General features: G+C 59.0%; 26 protein-coding genes and 1 pseudogene. 13 read left to right on the top strand and 14 right to left on the bottom strand.

Annotated elements, in window-relative coordinates:
• Positions 1-4 precede the first annotated feature (4 nt).
• Together KKQ10_RS04105 and KKQ10_RS04110 are read right to left on the bottom strand one after the other, a co-directional pair.
• Entirely contained in the window at positions 5-244 is a 240-nt protein-coding gene (locus tag KKQ10_RS04105) for a YceK/YidQ family lipoprotein (protein ID WP_215500286.1), read from the bottom strand.
• Positions 245-730: 486 nt separating this feature from the next.
• Positions 731-958, bottom strand: a complete 228-nt coding sequence (locus KKQ10_RS04110) for a hypothetical protein (protein WP_215500287.1) — start codon at positions 956-958, stop codon at positions 731-733.
• Between the two features lie 265 nt (positions 959-1,223).
• On the opposite strand from KKQ10_RS04110, the pseudogene KKQ10_RS28360 reads away from it, so the two are divergent.
• Positions 1,224-1,346, top strand: a pseudogene (locus tag KKQ10_RS28360) (integrase); the annotation flags it as partial.
• A 218-nt stretch (positions 1,347-1,564) separates the two neighbouring features.
• Here the strand turns inward: KKQ10_RS28360 and KKQ10_RS04115 are convergent.
• Positions 1,565-2,731 (bottom strand): MFS transporter, encoded by a 1,167-nt coding sequence (locus KKQ10_RS04115; RefSeq protein ID WP_215500288.1) that lies wholly within the window; start codon positions 2,729-2,731, stop codon positions 1,565-1,567.
• 94 nt (positions 2,732-2,825) lie between these two features.
• Between KKQ10_RS04115 and KKQ10_RS04120 the strand changes: the two genes are divergently transcribed.
• Positions 2,826-3,719 (top strand): LysR family transcriptional regulator, encoded by an 894-nt coding sequence (locus KKQ10_RS04120; RefSeq protein ID WP_215500289.1) that lies wholly within the window; start codon positions 2,826-2,828, stop codon positions 3,717-3,719.
• Between the two features lie 171 nt (positions 3,720-3,890).
• Here KKQ10_RS04120 and KKQ10_RS04125 read toward each other — a convergent pair whose 3' ends face one another.
• Positions 3,891-4,400, bottom strand: coding sequence for a sugar ABC transporter (locus tag KKQ10_RS04125; protein ID WP_215500290.1), 510 nt, complete (start codon positions 4,398-4,400; stop codon positions 3,891-3,893).
• A 122-nt stretch (positions 4,401-4,522) separates the two neighbouring features.
• Between KKQ10_RS04125 and KKQ10_RS04130 the strand changes: the two genes are divergently transcribed.
• Positions 4,523-5,410, top strand: a complete 888-nt coding sequence (locus tag KKQ10_RS04130; RefSeq protein ID WP_215500291.1) for a LysR substrate-binding domain-containing protein — start codon at positions 4,523-4,525, stop codon at positions 5,408-5,410.
• Between the two features lie 108 nt (positions 5,411-5,518).
• Entirely contained in the window at positions 5,519-6,733 is a 1,215-nt protein-coding gene (locus tag KKQ10_RS04135; RefSeq protein WP_215500292.1) for an aldose 1-epimerase family protein, read from the top strand.
• 6 nt (positions 6,734-6,739) lie between these two features.
• Here the strand turns inward: KKQ10_RS04135 and KKQ10_RS28555 are convergent, their stop codons facing one another.
• From KKQ10_RS28555 to KKQ10_RS04155, 4 genes are all read right to left on the bottom strand, one after another.
• Complete coding sequence (locus tag KKQ10_RS28555) at positions 6,740-7,075, bottom strand: magnesium chelatase subunit ChlI family protein (protein ID WP_343228787.1); 336 nt, start codon at positions 7,073-7,075, stop codon at positions 6,740-6,742.
• Positions 6,958-7,278, bottom strand: coding sequence for an isochorismate lyase (locus tag KKQ10_RS04145; protein WP_127646915.1), 321 nt, complete (start codon positions 7,276-7,278; stop codon positions 6,958-6,960). Before KKQ10_RS04145 ends, KKQ10_RS28555 begins: the two co-directional genes overlap by 118 nt.
• Positions 7,279-7,438: 160 nt before the next feature.
• Positions 7,439-8,362, bottom strand: coding sequence for a LysR family transcriptional regulator (locus KKQ10_RS04150; RefSeq protein ID WP_215500293.1), 924 nt, complete (start codon positions 8,360-8,362; stop codon positions 7,439-7,441).
• Between the two features lie 94 nt (positions 8,363-8,456).
• Positions 8,457-9,656, bottom strand: coding sequence for an MFS transporter (locus tag KKQ10_RS04155; RefSeq protein ID WP_127646911.1), 1,200 nt, complete (start codon positions 9,654-9,656; stop codon positions 8,457-8,459).
• Positions 9,657-9,993: 337 nt separating this feature from the next.
• Between KKQ10_RS04155 and KKQ10_RS04160 the strand changes: the two genes are divergently transcribed.
• The 4 genes from KKQ10_RS04160 to KKQ10_RS04175 all read left to right on the top strand — a co-directional run bounded on the left by KKQ10_RS04160 (position 9,994) and on the right by KKQ10_RS04175 (position 15,215).
• Complete coding sequence (locus KKQ10_RS04160) at positions 9,994-11,232, top strand: c-type cytochrome (protein WP_353844737.1); 1,239 nt, start codon at positions 9,994-9,996, stop codon at positions 11,230-11,232.
• Entirely contained in the window at positions 11,229-11,702 is a 474-nt protein-coding gene (locus tag KKQ10_RS04165) for a (2Fe-2S)-binding protein (RefSeq protein WP_215500295.1), read from the top strand. The genes KKQ10_RS04160 and KKQ10_RS04165 overlap by 4 nt, the downstream gene beginning before the upstream one ends.
• On the top strand, positions 11,699-13,933 hold the full coding sequence (locus KKQ10_RS04170; RefSeq protein ID WP_215500296.1) for a xanthine dehydrogenase family protein molybdopterin-binding subunit: 2,235 nt from the start codon (positions 11,699-11,701) through the stop codon (positions 13,931-13,933). The genes KKQ10_RS04165 and KKQ10_RS04170 overlap by 4 nt, the downstream gene beginning before the upstream one ends.
• 169 nt (positions 13,934-14,102) lie before the next feature.
• Positions 14,103-15,215 carry an alkene reductase gene (locus tag KKQ10_RS04175; RefSeq protein WP_215500297.1) on the top strand — a complete coding sequence of 371 codons (1,113 nt, stop codon included), beginning with the start codon at positions 14,103-14,105 and terminating at the stop codon, positions 15,213-15,215.
• 188 nt (positions 15,216-15,403) lie between these two features.
• Here KKQ10_RS04175 and KKQ10_RS28365 read toward each other — a convergent pair whose 3' ends face one another.
• The 6 genes from KKQ10_RS28365 to KKQ10_RS04205 all read right to left on the bottom strand — a co-directional run bounded on the left by KKQ10_RS28365 (position 15,404) and on the right by KKQ10_RS04205 (position 20,206).
• Complete coding sequence (locus KKQ10_RS28365; protein ID WP_215500298.1) at positions 15,404-15,691, bottom strand: cyd operon YbgE family protein; 288 nt, start codon at positions 15,689-15,691, stop codon at positions 15,404-15,406.
• Positions 15,688-15,810 (bottom strand): cytochrome bd-I oxidase subunit CydX, encoded by a 123-nt coding sequence (cydX, locus tag KKQ10_RS04185; RefSeq protein WP_127646899.1) that lies wholly within the window; start codon positions 15,808-15,810, stop codon positions 15,688-15,690. Before cydX ends, KKQ10_RS28365 begins: the two co-directional genes overlap by 4 nt.
• Positions 15,811-15,833: 23 nt before the next feature.
• On the bottom strand, positions 15,834-16,970 hold the full coding sequence (gene cydB, locus KKQ10_RS04190; RefSeq protein ID WP_215500299.1) for a cytochrome d ubiquinol oxidase subunit II: 1,137 nt from the start codon (positions 16,968-16,970) through the stop codon (positions 15,834-15,836).
• Positions 16,963-18,534, bottom strand: a complete 1,572-nt coding sequence (locus KKQ10_RS04195) for a cytochrome ubiquinol oxidase subunit I (protein WP_215500300.1) — start codon at positions 18,532-18,534, stop codon at positions 16,963-16,965. The genes cydB and KKQ10_RS04195 overlap by 8 nt, the downstream gene beginning before the upstream one ends.
• Positions 18,531-18,707: a cytochrome oxidase putative small subunit CydP gene (cydP, locus tag KKQ10_RS04200; protein WP_010459233.1), complete on the bottom strand. Its 177-nt coding sequence runs from the start codon at positions 18,705-18,707 to the stop codon at positions 18,531-18,533. The genes KKQ10_RS04195 and cydP overlap by 4 nt, the downstream gene beginning before the upstream one ends.
• 173 nt (positions 18,708-18,880) lie before the next feature.
• Complete coding sequence (locus KKQ10_RS04205) at positions 18,881-20,206, bottom strand: sigma-54 interaction domain-containing protein (protein WP_215500301.1); 1,326 nt, start codon at positions 20,204-20,206, stop codon at positions 18,881-18,883.
• 235 nt (positions 20,207-20,441) lie between these two features.
• Here KKQ10_RS04205 and KKQ10_RS04210 point away from each other — a divergent pair, with 235 nt between their 5' ends.
• From KKQ10_RS04210 to KKQ10_RS04230, 5 genes are all read left to right on the top strand, one after another.
• Entirely contained in the window at positions 20,442-21,320 is an 879-nt protein-coding gene (locus KKQ10_RS04210) for an MBL fold metallo-hydrolase (RefSeq protein WP_215500302.1), read from the top strand.
• 51 nt (positions 21,321-21,371) lie between these two features.
• Positions 21,372-23,042, top strand: coding sequence for a bifunctional protein tyrosine phosphatase family protein/NAD(P)/FAD-dependent oxidoreductase (locus KKQ10_RS04215; RefSeq protein WP_215500303.1), 1,671 nt, complete (start codon positions 21,372-21,374; stop codon positions 23,040-23,042).
• Positions 23,043-23,070: 28 nt separating this feature from the next.
• Positions 23,071-23,871: a sulfite exporter TauE/SafE family protein gene (locus KKQ10_RS04220; protein WP_215500304.1), complete on the top strand. Its 801-nt coding sequence runs from the start codon at positions 23,071-23,073 to the stop codon at positions 23,869-23,871.
• A 112-nt stretch (positions 23,872-23,983) separates the two neighbouring features.
• Complete coding sequence (locus KKQ10_RS04225; protein WP_127646885.1) at positions 23,984-24,418, top strand: YeeE/YedE family protein; 435 nt, start codon at positions 23,984-23,986, stop codon at positions 24,416-24,418.
• Positions 24,419-24,420: 2 nt separating this feature from the next.
• The gene (locus KKQ10_RS04230) at positions 24,421-24,840 is read left to right on the top strand and encodes a DUF6691 family protein (RefSeq protein WP_215500305.1); all 420 of its coding nucleotides are present in this window, start codon (positions 24,421-24,423) and stop codon (positions 24,838-24,840) included.
• Positions 24,841-24,848: the final 8 nt, after the last annotated feature.

A 24,848-nucleotide genomic window follows, 5' to 3' on the forward strand; every position in this document is an offset into this window, starting at 1 on the left:
CAGCTTAAAGGTTGCAGCTGTATTGATATTCGAAAGGGAAAAAGACGGTGTCGACCACCAAAGAAAACGGCGCATCGATTAGTAAAAAGGGAATCAGCTTTCCCTTGGATGTGCCTACCAGCCACCAGTCAAACCGCAATCCGATGTAGGGGCATCGGTGCTTGTCGTAATCCATCCGCATAGCGGTTGCCATGCACCCGCTCAAGCTGGCAATCAGCACCAGAAAAATCGCCTTTCGAATCACGTAACGTCCTTATTACTTCTTTGCGCAGAACTGCGTAGACGCAGCCACGCAAAGTTAGTCACCCATCCCCGACACACTCCCCTCCGTGCCTAACGGCAACCAGCGGAGCGGATGAGTGCATCCGACTGTTGTAGGATCCCCCCCACTCTGGAGACGACCATGTCAGCTCTACGCAAGCCTATCCCGGAAGACGACTTTCTCGATACGTAGGCTGATCAGGCGGGAAGACGGCGGGATTTTGCACACCTGGCCAAGGTGTTCAAACATTCACCAGCGGTTGCCGATGATTCTGATCGGAGCCGATTTCGAAACTCGGGATTGGATGCTCAGGCGTGTCGCGACACCATATGAACCTGGCGAGAAAGTGTCACGAGCATTTCAAGATCGAGTCTGGCGGAACTACAGCGGGACCTGGGCGACGACGCGATTTTACACAACGCCCACCTTCGTTATCAAACCTTGCCACAACCGGTCACGGAACGACGCCTAAACGGCCAGACCTACAGAAGCATCCTTTTTACCCCTCCCCACTACCTCCACCTGCGCGATTCTGATCTCGTTAATGATGTACAAGGCCTGACCGCCATCGTAGTTCTTCATCACGTCTCTTTCCGCTTGCTCAGCTAAAGCAAAGAGATCAATACCCAGCTCCTTTGCAGCTTCCATAAACGAAACCAGTGCCTTGGCACGCGCATCCGCGACAACATCACCCATAAATTCTCCTCGTTCCGGCTCCATGCCGGGCCGAACACAAATACCCTAATCCAAACCAAATTGCCACCATCGGTCACGGAGGGCGGCGCCTGGCTGGAGAAATCCCTGAATAGCCCCCGCGCATACGTCCGACAGCACGATCAGGTGCCCACCGAAATTGGCCGCCGCGTCATCACTCGCAAGAACAGCATGTGCCTACCGGGGCCTCAGTGAAACGATCAATCAAGCGGGCGCACCAGCGCTGCCGACAGACCTGGCCGGACCTCCGAAAGCGGCCTCGGAAATCAGCGATATGGGTGACACCAGCCTGCTGCTTGAGCACACAAAAGGCGACATTACTGAGCGAGTTCATTGCCGCGTCGGCGCCATCGCGAAGCCGTCAAAATAGACTAAAAAGAGTTCCATAACTCGAAACGTGCCCCTTGTAGAATGCGGCATGTAAAGGTGCTCGAAAATCAGAATAATGGAACGAAAAATCGCTATAAGCCGCGTATTTACTGGTTTCTATCGCGGTTTTGAAAACCGTCGTCTGTAACAGGTTCGTGAGTTCGAATCCCATCGCCTCCGCCATTCATCGATGGCAACGAACGACTCCCCTCATCTTCGTCACACCGCTGCGGCTTCAATCGTTCTGGAACGCCAGGCAAAAGCCAACACCATCAGCAGCCCCAGGCCTGCCATCGCCGCTCCGGCCAGGGAAATCGCCGGATAACCCAGACCCGCGTTGATCACCGCTCCGCCCAGTGCTGCGCCAATCGCATTGCCAAAATTGAAGGCGCCAATGTTCACCGCAGAGGCCAGATTGGGCGCGTCCTTCGCTGCTTCCATGACGCGCATTTGTAGCGGCGGCACCAGGGCAAAGCTGGCGACACCCCAAATCAGGATGGCTATGGCGGCCGGCAGCGGCCAACGCATCAGTACGGTGAACGCCAACAAGACGAGAATCAGCACGCTCAACGAGACAATCAAGGTGCGATCTATCGAACGGTCGGCGGCCTTGCCGCCCCACATGTTGCCCAGCGTCAACCCGACACCGAATAGCACCAGCATCGCGGTGATGAAGGCGGTGGACGCATGGGTCTCGCTGCTGAGGATCGGCGCGATGTAGGTGAAGACGGTGAACATGGCACTCGAACCGACGACGGTCAGGGCCAGCGCGCCCAGCACCGGGCCACGCCCCAACACCCGAATTTCCGCCATGGCTCCGACGCTTTGCGGCGTCTTCAGGTTAGGCAGGGCGAACCACAGCGCGGCCATGGTCACCACGCCGAGGCCGGTAATACCCCAGAAAGCGGTGCGCCAACCGAACAGTTCGCCAAACCAGGCGGCCAGCGGCACACCGCCGATGGTCGCCAGGGTCAGGCCCATGAACATCGCCGCAACCGCCCCGGCACGTTTCTCCGGGGCGACCACGCTGGCGGCGACGATAGAGCCAACGCCAAAAAATGCACCATGGTTCAGTGAGGTCACCACCCTGGCGACCATGAGGCTGTAGTAATCGGTGGCCAGGGCTGACATCAGATTACCCAGGGTGAAAATCGCCATGAGCCCGATCAGCAGATAGCGCCGGGGAATCCTGCCGGTGGTCAGGGTCATCAGCGGTGCGCCGAGCAATACGCCCAGCGCGTAAGCGCTGACCAGCAAACCGGCGGCGGGAATGGAAACGCCCAGATCCGCAGCGATACCCGGCAACATGCCCATGGGGGCGAATTCTGTTACGCCGATGCCAAAGGCACCGATGGCGAGTGCGACAAGTGGTGGATTGATACGCATGGAAGGCTCCTTATCTATGCCGCTGATGCTACGATCCAGTCTTTTCAGGCGGTAGATAGTATTTTTGGCAACCACCTTTGCGCAGGAGGCACAAGTGGATTTCAACGGCAGATCAGGTGAAATGAGCGTGTTCACCACCGTGGCGCAGGAAGGCAGCCTGTCGGCCGCCGCGCGTGCACTGGGCCTGACACCCTCGGCAGTCAGTCGGATCATCGCGCGTACCGAGCAACGTCTTGGCACCCGTCTGCTGTTGCGCACCACCCGAGCGATCACCTTCACTGCCGAGGGCGAAGCGTTCCTGCGCGGCGCCCGGCGTATCCTGGCCGACATGGACGAGGTCGAAGAAGCCATCGCCGACCAGGGCGTACCCAAGGGGCGGTTGCGGGTCAGTGCCGCCCTTGGCCATGGACGGCTGGCCATCGTTCCCTTGGTCGCAGCATTTAGCGCCCGTTACCCGAACATCGTCGTCGACCTCACCCTCGGCGACGAAGTGGTCGACATTCTCGGCGGGCAGGCCGACGTCGCGATCCGCTTTGGCCATCTGCCCGACAGTCCGCTGACCGCGCGCAGGATCGGCACCACCGGCCAGGTCGTGGTGGCATCGCCCGAGTACCTGCAGCGCCACGGCATCCCCCAGGAACCGGAAGACCTGCTACAGCACAACTGCCTGCGCTTCAACTTCCGGCGTGCCGAACCCAACTGGCCGTTCATCCGCGATGGAAAAGAGTTTTCCCTGAAGGTCAGCGGCAACATCGAATGCAGCAGCGGCGAAGCGCTGGCACAACTCGCGCGAGTCGGTGCCGGCATTGCACGTATCGGTGAGTTCAGCGTGAGCGAGGATCTGCAGCGCGGCGACCTGATTGCGCTGTTGGAAACCTCCAACCCCGGGGACCAGGAACCGATTCATGCGGTGTTCGTCGGCGGGTCGGCAATGCCGGCGCGGGTGCGATTGTTCGTGGACTTCTTGCTGGAACATCACCGGATGTAAGCACGCTCACTGGCCTGACCAAGGTGGCCATCGTCTTCCCCGAAAGCAGGCTCTCGCTGATGCAAAACCTACTCAGCGTTGGCGAAGGCCATTTCTCCCGCGGCGCTCAACAAGCCACCGATGTGGTCGGGTGCGCGTGTGCAGGTCTCCAGCGATGTATGTCCACGTTACTCATGACTGTAACTGCACGGTCATGGCGCGATATACATTCAGCCCCTGCAGATCGCTGGCCCTGGCCTGAGCGCAATCCAGTTTTGCCAGCCAGCGGTGTGCAGGGGTCTTGTCCAAAGCAACGGCGTGCAGCGCTAAAGGCGTAAGGCCTAACTCAATCAGCACGTGAGGGCCTTGTTCACTGATCAACAGGAATTCGTTCGTGCCCACGGCAACTACCTGGTCCGGCCCGGCATAGAGGTTGCGTCTCCAATCAGTGATGTGCGACTGCCAGCGGGAAAAATTGCCACCTCCTTTTTGGCGATACTCGTCGCTTTGCAATACGGCGAGCGTATCGACTGAATGTAAAGCCAGGTAGGCCGGGCAAGTGCCGCTCAAGGCTTTGAAACGCTGTGAGGCGCTGAAACCGCTCACCGAGATCAGCGCCGGCAGTTTTTCCAGGCTGTAAAAACCATTCCACTCGGCTTCGCTGGCGGGGTCAGCGTAGTTGCATTCGACTGTGTAAATCATAAAGTCACCTCACTGATTGATGTTCCATCATGCTAGTGGCACGGCAATGACCCTTAAAACGATTTTTCGGCACCACTTAGTGATCAAATATCAAGGTGGCTGTCTTGACTCCAGGAAAGACCATGCGTCGAAAACTCCCCAGTAACGCAGCACTGATTGCCTTTGAAACAGCAGCCCGCCATGGCAGCTTTGCCCGTGCCGCAAACGAATTGGCCTTGACCGAGGGCGCAATCAGTCGGCAGATAGGCCGCCTGGAAGCCTTTCTGGGCGTCACCCTGTTCGAGCGCGTTGGCAACCGCGTGCGGCTCTTGCCTAACGGTGAGCGCTACGCGGCGCAAGTGCGCGAACTACTCGACCGCCTCGACAGGGACTGCCAGTATTTGATGGGCCAGCCCAGAAACGGCGCAAGCCTGGATATCGCCGTCAGCCCAACCTTTGCCCTGCGCTGGCTAATCCCGCGTTTGTCTGGCTTCAACCAGCAACACCCAAATATCTGCGTACACCTCTCGGAACGCATGGAACCGTTCGTACTTGCCGGCAGCGGCTTTGATGCCGCCATCCATTTTGAGCACCCGGCCTGGACAGGCATGCACACGCACCGCCTGTTGAACGAAGTGTTAATTCCGGTTTGTCACCCTGCCCTCCTGAATCCAGGCAAGCAGACAACGGCTCTGGATTCACTGCCGCGATTACACCGACGACAGAACCCGGATGCATGGCAGCGCTACGCTCAGGAAACCGGGATTATCCTGACCAACCCGGCGATGGGCGCGCACTACGATTTGCATGCGATGTTGATTGAGGCCGCACTGGCTGGTCTCGGTGTGGCACTCGTACCGCGACTGTATGTGGAAGCAGAGCTGGCGCAAGGCCGTCTGGTTGCACCATGGCCGCAGGAGAAGAATGTCGCCAAGACCTTTTGTCTCGTGTTGCCTGAACCACTCAAGCTGAGCCGCGCGCCCGTCCAGGCCTTTGCACATTGGCTGTTGGAAGAGGCGCAGGTGAAGTAAGGTCCCGAATCTTTCTTTGCATTGAATGGCATTGCGTCACTTTTTGAGCTTGCTGAAACGTTTCATCACGTTTATAAAAAGGGCACAACTCCAAGAAAGGCTGCTGTCATGACCCCGCTAAAACTCTTCGTTGCCCTCAGCGCACTGTCCGCTGCCTCCCACGCCATGGCCTGGGATTACGTCCTGCTCGATACCGACAACGCCGCCCGGAACTGGCAGGTCACCAGCCAGCAACTCGGCATAAAAACCGACAAACCCTTCAGCGTGTCCCTGCGCACCTTGCATGGCGGTCGACAGGAGGGCGTCAGCATTGTCGACATCGATAACGGCACGATGAAACTCTCGGTAGTGCCCACACGGGGAATGAACGTCTTGCAGGCCTCGGTCGGCAATGTGCGCATGGGCTGGGATTCACCGGTCAAGGAAGTGGTCAATCCGTCCTTTATCGAACTCAATGGCCGCGGTGGTCTGGGCTGGCTGGAGGGTTTCAATGAGCTGGTCACCCGCTGCGGATACGAATGGGTCGGCCACCCTGGCGTCGACAACGGCGAACTGCTGACCCTGCACGGTCGGGCCGCCAACATTCCTGCGAACAAAGTCACCCTGCACATCGATGAAACACCACCGTACGCCATCACCCTGCGCGGCGAACTGAAGGAGCAGGCGTTCAAGAAGGTCGACTTCTCCGTCGCGACCGAACTGGTCACCGCACCCGGCAGCGTAGCGTTCGCCCTCAACGACACCCTGACCAACAACGGCGACTATCCGAAGGAATACCAGGCGCTGTATCACAGCAACTTCAGCACCCCGTTCCTGGAACAGGGCGCTCGTTTCGCCGCGCCCGTGAAACAGGTGTCGCCGTTCAACGACAAGGCCAAGGGCGATCTGCCCGACTGGCAAACCTACCGCGCACCGACCAAGGACTACGACGAAACGGTCTACAACGTGGTGCCGTATGCCGATGCCAAGGGTGATACGTTGGCCGTGCTGCACAACAAGGCCGGCAGCCTGGGCGTTTCGGTCGGTTTCAATACTCAGACACTGCCGGTGTTTTCCCTGTGGAAAAACACCGATACCCAAGGTCAGGGCTATGTCACGGGGCTGGAGCCGGGGACCAGTTTTTCCTACAACCGCCGTTACCAGCGACCACTGAACCTGGTACCAACAATTGGGCCGAAGGAACACAAGCAGTTCCGCATCAGCTACAGCTTGTTGGCGGATAAGGCGGCTGTGGACAAGGCCTTGAAGCAGGTAAACGAGATTCAGGGTGGGCGCGAGACCGAGGTGCGGCAGACGCCGCTGGTTGATCTGAGCAAGGGGTGATACTGGCTAGAGCATTGCCGGCCGATATTGCAGCGCCTCGGCCAGATGTTCGCGCCTGATCCCGTCAGCTGGTTCAAGGTCCGCCAGCGTGCGCGCGACCTTGAGCAGTCGATGGGCTGCTGTTTGCCTGATGACGTAATCGGTCATTGTCCGCTCTGGCCGATTGCTGCCTGTCATGACTGACCGAAATCGACGCCTCACGGCAGACAGCCCGGCCACTGGTATCAAGTGTCGGATTGATGAGCAGCCCAGTGCTTCATCTCTTCTGCAATGAAGTGATTCACCAGGTCGCTGTACATTTTCTCGATTGCATCTGGATTCAGACCCTCGGCCTCTGCCCACTCGCGTCGAGTGACCAGCATGGCCTTGAATCGCTCCGGCGCACGTACTGAAGTCGCCGAGGTCTTGAACTTCGAGGCCGCGAGTACGTAGTGAAAGCGCTTGCCCAACAGCTGGATGACAGCCTGATCAAGGGCATCGATCTCGCGCCGGATGTCCTCCATGCCTGCACACGCTTCGGGCTGCAAATGATTGATGACTTCCATGTAGGGAGACTCCGTTTGTTGAAAAAATCCTGGGACTTCACCGTCCGGCTCTGACCGATTGCAGTGATCAAAGAGCGGTCGCCTTCAGCGCCTGCGCTATTTACGCCTCAATAAATGATAGTGACGAAGCCACCCATACGGATACCCCCGTCGTTTACGGCTATTCGGTTTGCGTGCCACGGGGAAGGACGCTGAGGATTTCCATCAGAAACTCGATAAACACATTAATCCGGCTGGAGCCACGGTGATTAGGCAAGTACAACGCGTTGATGCACGTGCTGGCACTGCCGGGATTGACCTCGTAATGCTCGAGCACCCGGGTCAGCCGGCCGGCTGCCACGTCTTCGCGCACCAGCCAGTCGGCCAGCAGCGTCACCCCCCCTCCGCCGATGGCTGCTTCGCGCAGGATATCGGCGTTGTTGCTTTGCAGGCGGCCGTGGACGTTGAGCTGAATGGGCGCTTCCTCACTCTGGAAGGTCCAGTGCTGGTGTGTGCCGCCGTAATCGAAACGCAGGCATTGATGCTCAAGCAAATCCCGTGGGTGACATAGCGCCGCGCTACGGGCCAGATATTCGGGACTGGCCACCACCCAGCGTTCGAAATGCCCTACCCGTTTGCTGACGATGTCTTCACTGACCACGGAAGACCCCAGCCGGACCGAAACATCGATCTGTTCGCTGAGCAGGTCACCGACCTGATCGCTCAGCGACAGACTGATCTCAAGACCCGGATGCCGCTCGAGCAAACGGCTCAGGTGCGGCGCGATAAGGCGTCGCCCGAACTCCACCGGCACGCTGATGCGCAGTCGGCCCTGCGGCTCGCTGCCACGGTCAGCGACGACGGCATCGGCTTCATCGATCGCGTCGAGAATCGCCACGGCTTTTTCGAAATAGGTCTGGCCGGCAACGGTCACGCTGGTGTTGCGCGTGGTGCGATTGAGCAGGCTCGCACCCAGCTCGTGTTCCAGCCCCGCAACTTGCCGTGTCACTGACGACGTTGAAATCCCGAGTTTGCGCGCGGCTGAGGAATAGCCTCCGCAGCGCACGGTTTCAACAAACATCTTCAGTGCCAGCAACTTGTCCATAAGCGGGGTCCGGTCGTAAGGGATCCCGGACGATTGTGCATCACTGCTCGCCCGTCGTCTTGTACCGGCGTGCTTGCACGCCCTCGCCCGGTGTTCAGACATCGGCCTTGCGGCTCACGAACAACCCGAGCGCAAGCGCTGGCAGCAACGCCACCGCGACGGCGGACAGGTTCCAGCCGAAATGCTCGTACAGCGGGCTCGCGACCAGAGACCCCAGCGCGCCGCCGACGAAAATGCTGGTCATGTACACCGCGTTAAGACGCGCACGGCTGTGTGGATCAAGGGCGTACACCTCACGCTGACCGAGCACCATGTTCAATTGCACGGCGAAATCCAGCAGCACCGCACACACCACCAGCCAGACATAGCCGCTGCCCGGTAGCGCGGCGATCAACAGCGACACCGGCGCCAGTAACAACGCGACCTGTGTGCCGCGACGACCATGTCCGGCATCGGCCAGACGCCCGGCAATCGGCGCCGCAATGGCACCCACCGCACCGACCAAAGCGAAGATCGCCACGTGCGCCTGAGTAAAACCGTGGTGCCGCATCAGTTCAATCGGGGCGAGGGTCCAGAACAGGCTGAAACTGGCGAACAGCAGCCCTTGGTACAACGAGCGCTGACGCAACACCGGATAACGCCGGGCCAAGGCAAACACCGACCCGATCAACGCAACATACGTAGCTTTATGCGTCGGCAGCCGACGCGGCAATGCCACAGCGGTAATCAGCGCGATGAGCGCCATCAGGGCCGCAGCGCTGTAAAACACCCCGCGCCAGCCGAACACGTCGACCAACAGGCTCGACAGTGGCCGCGACAACAGAATGCCCAGCAGCAGACCGCTCATGATATTGCCGACCACGCGGCCACGGCTGGCCTCGGGTGCCAGGTGCGCCGCCAGCGGTACGAGGATCTGCACGGCCACCGAGGTGAGGCCGATCAACAAGGACAGCACCAGGAACATCGACGGCGAATGGGTCAGTCCGGCGCACAACAGCGTGACACTCGCCGCGAGGGTGAAGCCGACCACCAGACGGCGGTTTTCCATCAGGTCGGCCAGTGGCACCAGCAGCAACAGACCCAGCGCGTAGCCAAACTGCGTGAGCGAAACGATCAGGCTGGCATTGGCGCTGGACAGACCGATCTGCGGCGCAATCAGCTCAACGATCGGCTGAGCGTAATAAAGATTGGCCACGACCGCGCCACAGCAGAACGCAAGGAACGCGACCATCAGGCCGGAAAGTGAAGTTGGCTGTTCGGCGCTGGCCGCAACGGCCGGGTTGCCCGTGAGCATGATGACACCTCATTGAGTTCAGGAACGTGCTGCCAAGGCTACGGCCGCGTGTCGATGAGCAGAATCCATGCGTCAGGCAACGCAGTGATGCGTCCCGCGCAACGTCGCAGCCGTTGCTTTTGGCGCAACGCGCTGTTGCGTGCGCCGGTGATTCTCCAGCACTGGCGGTTTCTCTACGCTTTGGCCCTTGGCGCAGCCGTCTACATCGGCGCCCTTCCCCGGCCGTTACAAGGAGCGTTGTCATGACCCGTATCCCCTCCGTTCTGCCATTGCCTGCCGCGTTTTTCTCTGTCCCATGAGCCGCCCATTCCTGAAATCCAGAACGCTATGGATCAGCGTGGCAGCCGTCGCTGTGCTCGGCCTGATCGGCGCCGCATTGCTGATGTGGCGCCCGGCAATTGCGCCCATCGAACGCCCGGCGACGTTCGAGGCCACACAGTTGCAACGCGGGGCGCGAGTGGTCGAGGCCGGTGATTGCGCGGTCTGCCACACCCGCCCCGGCGGCGAATACTTGGCCGGTGGGCTGCCGTTGGTGACACCGTTCGGCACGCTGTACAGCACCAACATCACCCCGGATGCACAGACCGGTATCGGCCAATGGTCCCTGCCGGCATTCGAGCGGGCGATGCGCCAGGGTATTGCCCGCGACGGTCACTTTCTCTATCCGGCATTTCCGTACGTGCACTACCGGCGCATGAGCCAGGCGGACATCGCCGACGCCTATGCCTACTTGATGAGCGGCCCCGCCGTGCACGCGCCGGCCAGGCAGAACCAGATGAATTTCCCGATGAACATTCGCCCGCTGGTGTCGTTCTGGAACCTGCTGTTCCTGCACGGAGAACCACTGACGCCAGTGGCACAGCGCAGCGAGGCGTGGAATCGCGGGCGTTATCTGGTCGACGGCCCGGGCCATTGCGCCGGTTGTCATTCGCCGCTGAACCTGATCGGTGCGGAAAAATCTTCGGAATATTTGCAAGGTGGCAGCGTTGACGGCTGGCAAGCGCCAGCGTTGGTCGGTATGGGCCAACGCGCCGCGCCGTGGAGTCGCGAGCAACTGGTTGGCTATCTGCGCGCCGACGTGGTCGATGGCCACGGTACGCCCGCCGGCCCGATGCGGCCGGTGAGTTTGAGTCTGGCACGCTTGCCCGCCAGTGAAGCCGAGGCGATTGCCGAATACCTGCTCAGCCTGGAGAACCCGAGTTCGGTGACAGAGACGACACTAAAGCCCCCCGCCAGTGAACCGGCAGACCACTCGACCGGCGCCCTGCTCTTCAACAGTGCCTGCGCCGGATGCCATGGCCCGGCAGCGCCGATGCGCGCAATCGATGGTCGCCCGGGACTGCAAAGCACCTCGGCGCTGCAAGCGGCCAGTTCGCGCAACTTTCTCAAGACCGTGCTCGAGGGCTTGCCTGCAACGCCCGGATCGCCCGGCCCGGTGATGCCACCGTTCGCCGCCAGCCTCGACAACACGCAACTCGGCGCACTCGCCGCGTATCTGCGCCAACAAGCCAGACCCGATCAGCCGTGGGCCGACCTCTCTTCCACTATTGAAGCGTTACGTCAGGAGACGAAATGAGCCAGATCACTCTCAACGTCAACGGAGCCGCGCAACCGCTGGAGCTGGAGCCGGACATGCCGCTGCTGTATGCACTGCGCAACCACTTGAACCTCAACGGCGCCAAGTACGGCTGCGGTCTGGGTCAATGCGGCGCCTGCACGGTGATCGTCGATGATCAACCGGTGTTCGCCTGCCTGACGCCCTGCGCCGGCCTCGAAGGCAAAAAAGTCCGCACCGTGGAAAGCCTCGGCAGCGCCGAGAAACCTGGGCCTTTGCAAGCGGCGTTCATCGAGAAACAGGCCGCGCAATGCGGCTACTGCATTGCCGGCATGCTGATGCGCGCGCAAGCGTTGCTCGAGCGCAATCCACACCCGGATGAGCAAACCATCCGTGACCACATGGCCGTCAATCTGTGCCGCTGCGGTACGCACTTGCGGATCATCGAAGCGATCAAACAGGTGGCCGGGATCAACGGGAGCCTGACATGAGTGAGTCCAATGGTTTGAACCCGAGTCGGCGCGCCTTCCTGCGTGGCGGTGCGTTGCTGGTGGCGTTCACCCTGATGCCGGTGGCACGGCGGGTTTTGGCTGATACGGAAGTCGATACGCTGGGCACCGTGATACTCGCTCCCGACCTCCCCGGAAGCCTGCGCACCAACCCCTGGCTCGACGCCTGGATCCGCATCGGTGCCGACGGCATTACGGTCTACACCGGCAAGGTCGAATTGGGCACCGGGGTGAAAACCGCACTGCTGCAAATTGCCGCCGAGCGTTTGCAGGTGCCGGCAACCGCTATCAACTTGCTCACCGCCGACACCGCGCTGACGCCCAACGAAGGCTACACCGCTGGCAGCCACAGCATTTTCGACAGCGGTACCGCGTTGTATAACGCTGCCGCGCAGGTGCGCGAAATGCTCGTCGATGCAGCTGCCCGCAGTTGGCAGGTTGAGGGGGCGCTGCTGAGCACTCGCGGCGGGGTGATCGAAGGCACGGCCGGTCAGCGGATGACTTACGCCGAGGCGGTCAAGCATGTCGATGTGCACCAATACGCCAAGGCACAGTCACCGGCGATGGCCGCCGCAGACTTCAAACTGATCGGGCATTCGTTGCCGCGCCTCGACATCCCGGCGAAAGTCAGCGGCGGTGCAGCATTCGTCCAGGACATGCGTCTGCCGGGCATGCTGCATGCGCGGGTGATCCGCCCGCCACGTCCGGGCTGCACGCTGCAAGCATTCGATGAGGCGTCCATCGAGGCACTGGCTGGCGTGGTCAAGGTGATCCGCGACGGAAACTATCTGGCGGTGGTTGCCCGTGATGAGTGGCAAGCGATCAAAGCCATGCGCAGTGCCAGCGAAGTTGCGCACTGGAGCGGCGGCGAGGCGATTCCCGAAGCCGCCGAGATTCATGGCCTGCTCAAACGCCTGCCCTCGCGGCGCTATCCGATCAGCAACGACGGCACGCCGAGCGGCAAGGCCGACACGCGTTTTCAGGCGCGGGTCACCAAGCAGTATCTGATGCATGGCTCGATAGGCCCCTCCTGTGCGGTGGCCTGGTTCAAGGACGGCATTCTCACCGTCTGGACCCATACCCAGGGCGTGTATCCGTTGCGCGCCGGTATCGCCGAAATGCTGCACCTGCCCCCTGAGCGGGTGCGTTGTATTCACACCGAGGGTTCAGGCTGTTACGGGCACAACGGCGCCGACGATGCCGCCGCCGATGCGGCCTTGATTGCGATGCGCGTGCCCGGAACGCCGGTGCGCGTGCAATGGATGCGCGAACAGGAAAATCTCTGGGAGCCCTATAGCTCGGCGATGGTGGTCGAGGTCGACGCGGGGTTGTTGCAAAATCGACTGCAGGATTGGACTTACGATCTATGGACGACGCCGCACAACGAACGCATCGTCAACGCCGGGCGCCTGTTGCCGGCACGCTTGCTCGCCCGGCCCTTCGCCTCGGCGCCATCCGTGCCGATCGCCCAGCCCGAAGGGGATGGTGATCGCAACGCGGTGCCGCTGTATGACCTGAACTCGACGCGCATCAACATGAACTTCGTCACCGAAATGCCCTTTCGTACCTCGGCCATGCGTTCGCTCGGTGCGCACATCAATATCTTCGCCATCGAGGCGAGTCTCGACGAGTTGGCGATCAAGGCCGGAATCGACCCGGTGGCGTTGCGTCTGGCCCATCTGAGTGACCCGCGTGCCCGCGCGGTCGTGGAGCGTGTACGGGATGCGATCGGCTGGCCGCAAAAAAGCAGCGAGCCCGGCGCCGGCATCGGCTTCGCCTTTGCTCGCTACAAAAACATCATGGGTTACTGCGCCATCGCGGTGAAACTGCGGGTGCATCCGCAGACCGGCGAGATCCGCATCGATCATGTGGTGACAGCGGTGGACGTCGGCCAGATCGTCAGCCCCGATGGCCTGCGCAATCAGGTCGAGGGCGGCATCGTGCAGTCCGCGAGCTGGACCCTGTACGAAAAAGTCGCCTACGACGCGGGGGGCATTCGCAGCTACGACTGGAGCGGTTATCCGATTCTGCGTTTCACCCAATTGCCGAACAAAGTCGATGTGCATTTGCTTGACCAGCCGGGAGAACCCTTCCTCGGTGCCGCTGAAATCGTCCAGGGGCCGATGGCCGCCGCCCTTGGTAACGCCGTCGCCAACGCCACCGGCCGGCGCTGGCTGAACCTGCCGCTGACCCGTTCGAACCAACCCGTCTGAGCCACGCCCGTGTTCATCGCTGATGAGCACGGGCGCCGTTGCGTTGCGCGCAAAACAGCGTAGCGCCGGCCACGGATTATCACACCCGCTGCCCCCGGTTAATTTACCTGCACTGAGTCGCAGCCCTGCTGCTGCGTTTGAATCCCGTTGATTGAATCTGGAGCTACCCATGACACGTCGTCTGTTCCAACCCATCGCACTGGGTCCTTACACCCTCGCCCATCGCGTCGCCATGGCGCCGTTGACTCGCTCACGCGCTGGCCAACCGGGTGATGTGCCAACGACGATGAACGCCGAGTACTACCGCCAACGTGCCAGCGCGGCGCTGATCATCACCGAAGCCACACAAATCTCCCGCCAGGCTCAGGGCTACGCGTGGACGCCGGGCATCTACACCCCGGAACAGGTCCAGGCGTGGCGCGCAGTCAGCACCGCGGTGCATGAGGCCCACGGGCTGATCTTCATGCAACTGTGGCACGTCGGTCGTGTTTCCCATCCAAGCTTTCAACCCGACGCCGGCCTGCCCGTGGCGCCTAGCGCTCTGCCGGTGCCCGGCAAGACGTTTATCGTCGATGAAAACGGCAACGGCGTCTGGGGTGATGTGCCCGTGCCGCGCGCTCTGGAAACGGCGGAAATCGCAGACATCGTCGAGGACTACCGCGTGGCCGCGCGCAACGCGCTGAATGCGGGCATGGACGGCGTGGAAATTCATGCCGGCAATGGCTACCTGCTCGACCAGTTTCTTAACAGCAACAGCAACCAGCGTGACGATGCCTATGGCGGCAGCGTGGAGAATCGCGCGCGTTTTCTGCTGGAAGTGGTTGCGGCCGTTGCTGAGGAAGTCGGTGCCGAACGGGTTGGCGTACGCCTGACGCCGATGGGGCGCTTTATGGGCATGGGCGATGACACCCCAGAGGCGACGTTCGGGCACCTGGTCGAAGCGCTCAATCAATGGAATCTGGCGTACCTGCACCTGGTCGAGCCTGCGATGGTCGGCACGGTGAAAGACGAAAACTTCGACCCGCGCTGGGACGCGATCATTGCCCAGTTGCGCAAGACCTGGAACGGCGTGCTGATCCTGGCTGGCGGTTACGATGCGCAATCTGCCGAACAGGCGCTGATCTCCGATCGTGCCGACATCATTGCGTTCGGCCGACCATTCCTGGCCAACCCTGACCTGCCGCGTCGGCTTCACGATGGCCTGACACTCAACACGCCAGACCCAGGCAGCTTTTTCGGCGGGGATCAGCGTGGCTACATTGACTATCCATTTCATGCCTGACAAGCACATGCCGGCACGGGCTTCATGACTTTCAAGGTTTGCTTGAGGACCTTGAAGGTCGGCAGCGGACAGACTTTCCCGAATGATCAGGAAAGCCGCCACGCTAGACGAAACCAAGCTATCACTGACTGCGCGAGAGCCATCATGTTATAGCTTGGTCGTGCTGCATCATCTCCTGTCGTCAATCCTCAATGCAGAAACTTTACCCAGCCAGCAACTGCAAGTGACGCAAAACAGGTCCAGCCTGAGAAAAGCCAACGCCACACCAGCATCCGCGGGACAAAACCCACACCTCTCACGAAGGCCACACTCATGGCTGCGAACAATGCAGTTGCCAGAGCATGGTCAGGCTTCCCGTCAGGGGCGGCCATCATGGGGGGATAGAGCGTGCAGGCGAGCATGATAACTAAAGCGATTACCAGACTCAGCAAATGAATTTGTGAGGATGGTGGTGGGTTAGCCACACGCGGCATCATGACCGTGTCTCGTCGTTGTCGCTCAAGGCTCGGCCAGCTTCGTTCTCGCCCCACATCGCATTCAATATGGCCAGTAGCAATGCAAAACCGACCCCCAGCATCCAGGCGAAATACCACATGCTTATTACTCCTTTGCCATCACTTAGTAGGCGGAATGTTCGTTGGCTTTGATCTGTGCGGCGGTGACCTTGCCCCTCATGACGCGATACGCCCACGAGGTGTAAATCAAGATCAGTGGCATGAAGATCAACGTGGCCCAGAACATGATGGCCAGGCTTAAGTGACTGGAGACGCTGTCCCACACGGTAAGACTTGCCGCAGGCATCGTGGATGACGGCATGACGAACGGAAACATCGATACGCCTGCCGTGCTGATAACACCGATTACCGAAAACGATGACGCGATAAACGCTGAAAGCGTGCGGCGCACCATCAGCAACAGGGCGGCACCTGCTGCGCCACTCAATCCCAGTGCGGGCAGCAGCCACAACAAAGGATAGTGACCGTAGTTGGCCATCCAGGCTCCAGCTTCGCGTACCACGGACTTGCTGAGAATGTCAGGCAGTCCGGCTGTATCAACGACCGATGTAATCCGATAGCCATCGATCCATTGCAGCCAGATGCCGGCAACAATAAATGAACACACCAGGACAATCGCCGCACCAACCCCGCCTTTGATTGCCCTTGCCTGGATACCCCCTTCAGTGCGATGCGCCAGATAAGCACCGCCCTGCAAGGTGATCATTGCACTACTCACAACGCCGGTCAGAAGCGCAAAGGGATTCAGCAGTTGCCAGAAGCTACCGGTGTAAGTTGATACCAGAAGGTCGTTGAAGTGGAACGGTACACCTTGCAACAGGTTGCCAAACGCAATCCCGAACACCAGAGGCGGCACTGCCCCACCCACAAAGAGCCCCCAATCCCAAGTGCTGCGCCAGGTGGCGTTGTGAATCTTGCTGCGATAGTCAAAACCCACCGGGCGGAAGAACAGCGCCCAGAGGACCAGAATCATCGCCCAGTAGAACCCGCTGAATGCCGTGGCATACACCACAGGCCACGCCGCGAACAATGCGCCGCCCGCGGTGATGAACCACACCTGATTCCCATCCCAATGCGGACCAACGGTGTTGATGACAACGCGGCGCTCCATGTCATTGCGGCCAACAAAGGGCAGCAGCGTACCTACCCCCATATCGTGGCCATCCATGATGGCGAAGCCGATCAGCAATACACCAACCAGTGCCCACCAGATAATTTTCAGAGTGAAGTAATCAAGCATGGTGGAGCTCCTTCAAATGGGCATCGTGAACATAACGGCCGGTACCGAGGCTGCCAGGACCCTGACGGGCAAACTTGACCATCAGGAACATTTCAACCACCAGCAGCACGGTGTAGAAAACGATGAATCCGGCCAGCGAGCCATAGAGATTGTTGACGCTAAGCGTGGATACGCTCATGTGGGTCGGCAGCACGCCGTAAATGGTCCAGGGCTGGCGGCCGTACTCAGCGACGAACCAGCCCAATTCGCAGGCAATCCATGGTGCAGGCAGCATGCAGAGCGCCCAACGCAGTAACCAGCGGCGTCGCGTGCAGGTCGACTTCAAGGTATTCCAGAAGGCAAGCCCGAAGAGCATAAGCATGGTAAAGCCAAGGGCTACCATGATCCGGAACGCCCAGAACATAGGTGTCACGCGCGGTACGGTATCGTTTACGGCCTTTTCGATAATGGCCGGCGTGGCCTGGTTGACGTCCTCGACATATTTCTTGAGCAGCAGACCAAAGCCCAGATCGGCTTTGTATTCTTCGAATGTCTTGAGAGCTGCCGAATCGGTGCGATCGGCCCTGACGGCTTCAAGGGCATTTACGGCACTAATGCCTCGGAGAATTCGAGCGCGGTTCTTTTCTTTAATCTCATGAATGCCTGGAATTTGTTTGCTGACTGATCGTGTGCCGATCAGGCCCATCAGCCATGGCACTTCAACTTCCCAGTTATTTTTGGACTCGGCTTCATTAATACTGGCTACCAATGTCAGGCCCGCCGGAGCAGGCTTCGTTTCCCACATGGCCTCCATGGCAGCCATCTTGGTTTGCTGCGCTTCACCCACCGTGTAACCCGACTCATCACCCAGCACGATCACGCTCAGCACTGAAGCCAGACCGAAGGCCGCCGCCACCCGAAAACTTCGTTTGGCAAACTCGACATCCCGATTCTTGAGCAAGTACCAACTCGAAATCGACAGCACAAACATCGAACCGGTGACGTAGCCGGCTGAGACGGTGTGGACAAACTTGGCCTGTGCTACCGGATTGAAAACCACCGCCCAAAAATCCACCATCTCCATACGCATGGTGATGTAACTGAATTCTGAACCCACCGGGTTCTGCATCCAGCCATTGGCGATCAAAATCCACAAGGCTGAAAGGTTTGTACCCACCGCCATCAGCAGCGTGACCAGCAAGTGGTGCTGTTTCTTCAGGCGATCCCAACCAAAAAAGAACAGGCCGATCATGGTCGATTCAAGAAAGAACGCCATCATGCCTTCGATTGCCAGTGGCGCACCGAAGATGTCGCCGACATAGTGCGAGTAATACGCCCAGTTGGTGCCGAACTGAAATTCCAGGGTAATGCCCGTTGTCACCCCCAGGGCGAAGTTGATGCCGAACAACTTGCCCCAGAAGCGCGTCATGTCTTTCCAGATAACATTACCGGTCATCACATAGACGCTTTCCATGATGACCAGTAGCCAAACCATGCCAACCGTGAGCGGTACAAAAAGAAAGTGGTAAAGCGCTGTGGCTGCAAACTGCAGCCGAGACAAATCCACCAGGTGTTCTGAAATCACTTGCTTGCCCCTTGAGTCGAGGTGGGTACACCGAAACGGTTGCCGATGGTGTTCGAGTCGACACTGACGTGCGAATCCCGGATGAACAGCCACCACAACACTGTCAGCACCAGTAGCTTGATCACTACTGCCGTGAGCAGATGGCGTCGCAGTCGTTTGTCGGAAATGGTCATGTCTGTGCAGTTAGCACACCGCATGCCAAGGGGGAGAAATCTTGTTTTATCGTGTTAAAACAATTACTTAGACAATAATCCAGCGATGCGCAGAATGAGTTGGCAGGTCAGTGCGCTGCCAATCTGCCAGGGGCTGGCAGTCATTGGCAGACTTGTGGCATGAGCGCTGGCTACTAGGCCAGCCCCTGCTCTTTCAGGCGCCTGTACAGCGTTCGTTCGCTAATTCCCAGATGCTTGGCCAACTCACCGCGGGTACCTTTGAAAGTAGCCAGTGCCTGTACCAGCGAGCTGCCGTCGAACGGAGTTGAAGGAGAGGCATGAGCAGATGCCAGCACGGATGCCTGGGGCAAATGTATGGAGCGGATCACACCATCGTCAGCGAACAGACTGGCTCTTTCCAGAACATTGCGTAATTCACGGATATTTCCAGGCCAGGAAAACCGCTGTAATTGCGCCAGAGCATCCGCATCTATCGTTAGCCGACGCTTACCTGTACCGGCACGTTGCAGAAATGAATCCACCAGCAAACCAATGTCTTCAACGCGGTTGCGCAACGGCGGCAATTGGATTGGAAAGGCGCTGATGCGGTAGTACAGGTCCTGCCTGAACTCGCCCTTCTCCATCATTTTTTCCAGGGGTTTGTGGGTCGCCGCAATTAACCGGAAGTTGGCATGTAGCGTCTCGACACCGCCCACACGGCGATAGGTGCCCGATTCGATCAGGCGCAACAGTTTCACCTGCATGGCCAACGGAACATCGCCAATCTCATCGAGAAACAACGTGCCGCCTTGGGCCGTTTCAACCAGGCCAGGCTTACGCGTAGTCGCACCGGTAAATGCTCCTTTTTCATGACCGAACAGTTCGCTCTCAAATAACGTTTCGGTCAATCCAGAGCAATCAACGACGACAAAGGGTCCAGTGGCCCGGTCGCTGGTTTCATGTACCGCACGGGCGAACAGCTCTTTGCCCGTACCGGACTCGCCCAGCAGCAGCACTGGCAGCATTGATGGTGCGACCCGCTGCAGCTCCGAAAGGGCACGGTTAAAGGCTGGTGAACAACCAACCAAGCCTTCGTTGCTGGGTCGCGCTGAGGCGCTGCGGACCAGGGTGAGACGCTCCACATAGGCGGTTATAACTCCGTGCTCGTCTAGAATCGGACGCAATTCAACGTCGACATGCTCGGGGCCCCGAGGTGTGTGGTGAATGTGCAAAACGCGATCCGGTCCGCGCATTTCCTGCGCCTTTTTCATCGGGCAGTTCTCACCCGCCTGATCACACGGTACGTCGTAATGGTGCGAGATTTGATAACACTTATGGCCGATAAAAGGTTTATCAGCGCTGCCAAACTGACGCTGATAGGCCGTATTGGCAGCCAGAATATTGTAGTCCGGATCGAGCACGATCATCGGCTGGGGTTCGTGCTCAAGAAACGAAACAAGTGACTGCACTTGATCCGAGTGCGGAAGTGAATTGCTTGGGATGGGCAGGATAGTCTTCATCGTGGCTCCTGAGAATCCGTCCATCCTGTTATGGCACTGCCACCGCTGTCAATACGGACTGCCAATGGCAGTAAATCAAGGATGATGCAGAAAAAACAAAACCACTTATAGAAAATTAAACCAATAAAATCATATAGATATGATCCTGACTCTGTACAACTCTAGCCTGGCAGGCTTATTGCTATGTCAGTCCTTAGTGTGAGCGGCTTGGTAAAAGCCCCTAAGGAGACAGGTCATGAGCGTCAAACTTCACGTCGAAGGATTCTTCGATTCTGCTACCAATACCGTCAGCTATCTTGTGCTGGATGAGGCTACCCACCACTGCGCGTTAATCGACAGCGTACTTGATTACGACCCTAAGTCCGGCCACACCGCCACAACGTCTGCCGACAAGTTGATTGCGAGGGTGAACGAACTCAATGCGAGGGTCGACTGGATTCTCGAGACCCACGTCCACGCGGACCATCTCACGGCAGCGCCCTATCTGAAGGAAAAGCTCGGTGGACAAATAGGCATCGGCAGCCAGATTTCCACGGTGCAGGAAGTGTTTGGCACGCTGTTCAATACGGCTGGCGATATGCCCCGCGACGGAAGTCAGTTCGATCACCTGTTCGTCAATGACGAACCGTTTGCCATTGGCTCGCTGCAATGTCACGCGCTCCATACACCGGGCCATACACCCGCCTGCATGACTTATGTGATCAGCGATGGAACCGAAACGGCTGCATTCGTCGGTGACACCTTGTTTATGCCTGACTACGGTACTGCACGCTGTGACTTTCCCGGTGGAAATGCCCGCACGCTGTTCCAGTCAATTAACAAGGTGCTGAGCCTTCCGGCCAATACGTTGCTTTACATGTGCCACGACTACCAGCCAGGTGGGCGCGAGGTGCAATTCGTCAGTACCGTGGCCGACCAGCGCGCGCACAACGTTCACGTGCGTAATGGCATCAGTGAGGAGGAGTTCGTGGCGATGCGCACAAAGCGCGATGCATCGTTGGAAATGCCGACGCTGATCCTGCCTTCGGTTCAGGTCAACATGCGCGCCGGGCACTTGCCTGAGCCCGAATCGAACGGGACGCGCTACCTGAAAATCCCGCTCAACGTCGCCTGACGTTGCCTTCCCCAAATTACACATAAGAAAAAACCCATAACGGAGTCACTTATGGACATTCGCCCCCTTGCGCCTGGACTGTCGGTATCCGAACAGATTTTTCCCAACCAATTGGCCGAACTGAAAGAGGCCGGCTTTCGTACCGTCGTGTGTAACCGTCCCGATGGCGAAGGCAGTGATCAACCCTTGTTTGCCGAAATCAAACGAGCCGCCGAAGCCGTCGGCATCGAAGCGCACTACCTTCCTGCGGAATCAGGCAAAGTCACCGACGAACAAGGTATCGCCTTCGGCAAGCTTCTTGAATCGCTTCCAAAACCGGTGTTGGCCTATTGCCGTTCCGGCATGCGCTCGACAACGATGTGGGCACTTTCACAAGCGGGTAAACAATCCCTGCCACACATCGTCGAGACGGCGAAAAAAGCCGGGTTCGATATGAAAGGCGTCATTCGCCGGATTGCCAATCAGGGACGTACGCCCGTCGAAGTGGCTGAGGCGCAGCATACCGTGGTCATCATCGGAGGCGGTGCGGCAGGTATCGCGACTGCATCCAGTTTATTGGCGCGAGATCCTGGGCTCGACGTTGCCATCATCGACCCGGCAGATGTGCACTACTACCAGCCTGGCTGGACACTTGTCGGCTGTGGAGTCTTCGATGCGCCGCAAACTGCGCGCACAATGGGCACGACCATCCCCCGCGGTGTGCATTGGATCAAGTCGGCGGTCGCCGCTTTCGAACCCGAGAGAAATGCCGTCATTCTTGATGGATGCAGAGTCGTCAAATACGAGCAACTGGTCGTGTGTCCTGGCCTGAAGCTCGATTGGCATGCCATCGAGGGTTTGTCGGACACCCTGGGCCGCAACGGCGTGACTTCAAATTACCTGTATCACCTTGCGCCTTATACGTGGGAACTGGTGCAGCAACTGCGTGGTGGCCGTGCAGTTTTCACGCAACCGCCCATGCCAATCAAATGTGCCGGGGCACCGCAAAAAGCAATGTACCTGTCTGCCGATCACTGGAAACGTACCGGTGTACTGGACAACGTCGAGATCGAGTTTTGCAGCGCCGGCGCGGTGCTGTTCGGGGTTCCCGACTATGTTCCCGCACTGATGGAATACATCACGGCCTATGGTATCGACCTGAATTTCGGCAACACACTCACCAGCGTGAATGGACCCGCACGGACTGCAACGTTCAACTGCGTGAATCCGGATGGCAGCTCCCAACGTGTTACGCGCGACTTTGATCTCCTTCATGTGGTGCCACCGCAGATTGCGCCGGATTTCGTTCGGGTCAGCCCTCTCGCTGACGCGGCTGGCTGGATCGATGCCGATCCTGCCACGTTGCGCCATAAGACCTGGGTCAATATTCATGCATTGGGAGACGCCATCAATACCAGCAACGCCAAAACCGCGGCAGCAGCACGCAAGCAGGCGCCCGTCGTTGCCCATAACGTGTTGGCGGCAATGGGTAAAGCAAAAGGCAGCGCCCATTACGACGGTTACGGCTCCTGCCCGCTGACGGTTGAACGCGGCAAGATCGTACTGGCTGAGTTCACCTATGGCGGCAAGGTCGCCCCCAGCTTTCCATCCTGGCTGATTGACGGTACCCGGCCATCGCGGCTGGCATGGCTGCTCAAAGAGCGGATTCTTCCACCGCTGTATTGGAAGGGAATGCTCAAGGGCCATGAGTGGATGGCGAAGCCTGAGATGGCCGACGTATGAAATCCGGCGTGAAAGCAAGGAGACTGAGATGATCGTTGTCTTACTGCTCGGGCTTACTGTCGGGGTCATCCTGGCTCTGACCGGTGCCGGAGGAGGAATACTGGCTGTTCCTTTACTGGTATTCGGAGTGGGGTTGAGCATAGCCGAGGCAGGGCCAATCGGTTTACTGGCTGTCGGTCTGGCCGCGACCCTGGGTGCCGTAATGGGGCTCAAAAACGGCACCGTCCGTTATAAAGCCGCGCTTCTGATTGCAGGAGCGGGGATCGTGTGTTCACCCCTTGGCCTTTGGCTGGCACAGCGCACGCCTAACCGTCCGTTGACGATCATGTTTGCCTTCGTGCTGATGTACGTTGCATTTCGGGTATATCAACGATCGCTCCCTCCCTCCACGGAGTCAAAGCCCCCCGTCACATCCAAACCGCCGCCTTGTCTATTGGACGTGAACCGGGGAAAGCTTAACTGGACGCGTCCGTGTGCGTGGGCACTCGCCGTCTCTGGCGTTGTCGCGGGCGGGCTTTCGGGTTTGCTCGGTGTGGGCGGTGGCTTTGTGATGGTGCCGGCGCTCCAGCGATACACCAATTTGACAGCGCAGTCAGTGCTTGCGACGTCACTTGCCGTTATTGCGCTGGTTTCAATTTCCGGCGTTGCGGCAAGCTCCGCAGCCGGGCACTTGCAGTGGGCAGTCGCCATTCCGTTTTCCACTGGCGCACTGGTCGGAATGCTCGGTGGGCGTCTGATTGCGGCCCGGCTGGCGGGGCCACACTTACAAAGAGGCTTCGCCGCGGTTTCCATGGTGGTGGCGGTGGCCTTGCTGGTGAAAGCCGTTTAGTCATGTACATGAGCTGCCGTGACGTAAAGCAGGTGTTCTATCGCATCAGTCGTCACGCAGCATTGGCAACCCTCCAAACCCGTTACCAACAATTTTTCGCCGGAGAAACTTCATGAATGTCGACTGGCTCAACTTCACTCCCTGGTCCTCCCTTGCCGGTGGCGCTTTGATAGGCCTGGCGGCCAGTCTGTTCGTGGTCGCCAATGGACGTATCGCAGGCATCAGTGGCCTCATCGGCAGTGTTTTACAGCGCGGGAGCGAGGGGAGAAATGAGAAGGCACTTTTTCTCCTGGGTCTGCTTATCGCGCCGCTTCTGTGGGGAGTGTTCGGCACGCTGCCACACATTGAGTTCAAAAGTGGCTGGTTCGGACTGATCGTCGCCGGTGTATTGGTGGGCATCGGCACACGATACGGATCAGGTTGCACCAGTGGTCATGGCGTTTGCGGCATATCGCGCCTTTCGCCGCGATCGATGGTCGCCACTGTGTGTTTCATGTTCAGTGGTTTCGTCACGGTGTTTGTCTTGCGTCATCTGATGGGGGGGTGAACATGACCAGACTGACCGCGTTCATTGCTGGCCTGCTGTTCGGCCTGGGCTTGCTTCTGGCCGGCATGGCCAACCCGAGCAAAGTACTCGCTTTCCTGGATCTAACCGGTGCCTGGGACCCTTCCTTGGCGCTGGTCATGGTCGGCGCAATTGGCGTGGCCTTTGGCCCGCTAACCTGGGCGCGACAACAATCCAGTTCGGTGCTGGGAAGGCCAATGCAGCTACCGATCAAGCGTGAGTTGGACCCGCGATTGATTGGCGGGAGCCTGTTGTTCGGCATCGGTTGGGGCATCGCCGGCATCTGTCCGGGCCCCGCAGTGGCAATTTTGCTGACAGGACACTGGCAAGTGATCGTATTCATATTGGCCATGCTGGCCGGCATGTTGTTGTTTACTGCGCTGGAGACCCGGCGCAGCCATTGATCGGGAGA

Origin of the sequence: Pseudomonas sp. MG-9, assembly GCF_018729515.1 — a bacterium.
GTDB classification, from domain to species: Bacteria; Pseudomonadota; Gammaproteobacteria; order Pseudomonadales; family Pseudomonadaceae; genus Aquipseudomonas; species Aquipseudomonas serboccidentalis.

Bases quoted from the DNA above. Each gene is read 5' to 3' on its own strand.
- KKQ10_RS04110 (WP_215500287.1), bottom strand. From the start codon at position 958: ATGGGTGATGTTGTCGCGGATGCGCGTGCCAAGGCACTGGTTTCGTTT.
- KKQ10_RS04115 (WP_215500288.1), bottom strand. From the start codon at position 2,731: ATGCGTATCAATCCACCACTTGTCGCACTCGCCATCGGTGCCTTTGGC.
- KKQ10_RS04125 (WP_215500290.1), bottom strand. From the start codon at position 4,400: ATGATTTACACAGTCGAATGCAACTACGCTGACCCCGCCAGCGAAGCC.
- KKQ10_RS04130 (WP_215500291.1), top strand. From the start codon at position 4,523: ATGCGTCGAAAACTCCCCAGTAACGCAGCACTGATTGCCTTTGAAACA.
- KKQ10_RS04135 (WP_215500292.1), top strand. From the start codon at position 5,519: ATGACCCCGCTAAAACTCTTCGTTGCCCTCAGCGCACTGTCCGCTGCC.
- KKQ10_RS04145 (WP_127646915.1), bottom strand. From the start codon at position 7,278: ATGGAAGTCATCAATCATTTGCAGCCCGAAGCGTGTGCAGGCATGGAG.
- KKQ10_RS04150 (WP_215500293.1), bottom strand. From the start codon at position 8,362: ATGGACAAGTTGCTGGCACTGAAGATGTTTGTTGAAACCGTGCGCTGC.
- KKQ10_RS04155 (WP_127646911.1), bottom strand. From the start codon at position 9,656: ATGCTCACGGGCAACCCGGCCGTTGCGGCCAGCGCCGAACAGCCAACT.
- KKQ10_RS04165 (WP_215500295.1), top strand. From the start codon at position 11,229: ATGAGCCAGATCACTCTCAACGTCAACGGAGCCGCGCAACCGCTGGAG.
- KKQ10_RS04170 (WP_215500296.1), top strand. From the start codon at position 11,699: ATGAGTGAGTCCAATGGTTTGAACCCGAGTCGGCGCGCCTTCCTGCGT.
- KKQ10_RS04175 (WP_215500297.1), top strand. From the start codon at position 14,103: ATGACACGTCGTCTGTTCCAACCCATCGCACTGGGTCCTTACACCCTC.
- KKQ10_RS28365 (WP_215500298.1), bottom strand. From the start codon at position 15,691: ATGATGCCGCGTGTGGCTAACCCACCACCATCCTCACAAATTCATTTG.
- cydX (WP_127646899.1), bottom strand. From the start codon at position 15,810: ATGTGGTATTTCGCCTGGATGCTGGGGGTCGGTTTTGCATTGCTACTG.
- cydB (WP_215500299.1), bottom strand. From the start codon at position 16,970: ATGCTTGATTACTTCACTCTGAAAATTATCTGGTGGGCACTGGTTGGT.
- cydP (WP_010459233.1), bottom strand. From the start codon at position 18,707: ATGACCATTTCCGACAAACGACTGCGACGCCATCTGCTCACGGCAGTA.
- KKQ10_RS04205 (WP_215500301.1), bottom strand. From the start codon at position 20,206: ATGAAGACTATCCTGCCCATCCCAAGCAATTCACTTCCGCACTCGGAT.
- KKQ10_RS04210 (WP_215500302.1), top strand. From the start codon at position 20,442: ATGAGCGTCAAACTTCACGTCGAAGGATTCTTCGATTCTGCTACCAAT.
- KKQ10_RS04215 (WP_215500303.1), top strand. From the start codon at position 21,372: ATGGACATTCGCCCCCTTGCGCCTGGACTGTCGGTATCCGAACAGATT.
- KKQ10_RS04220 (WP_215500304.1), top strand. From the start codon at position 23,071: ATGATCGTTGTCTTACTGCTCGGGCTTACTGTCGGGGTCATCCTGGCT.
- KKQ10_RS04225 (WP_127646885.1), top strand. From the start codon at position 23,984: ATGAATGTCGACTGGCTCAACTTCACTCCCTGGTCCTCCCTTGCCGGT.
- KKQ10_RS04230 (WP_215500305.1), top strand. From the start codon at position 24,421: ATGACCAGACTGACCGCGTTCATTGCTGGCCTGCTGTTCGGCCTGGGC.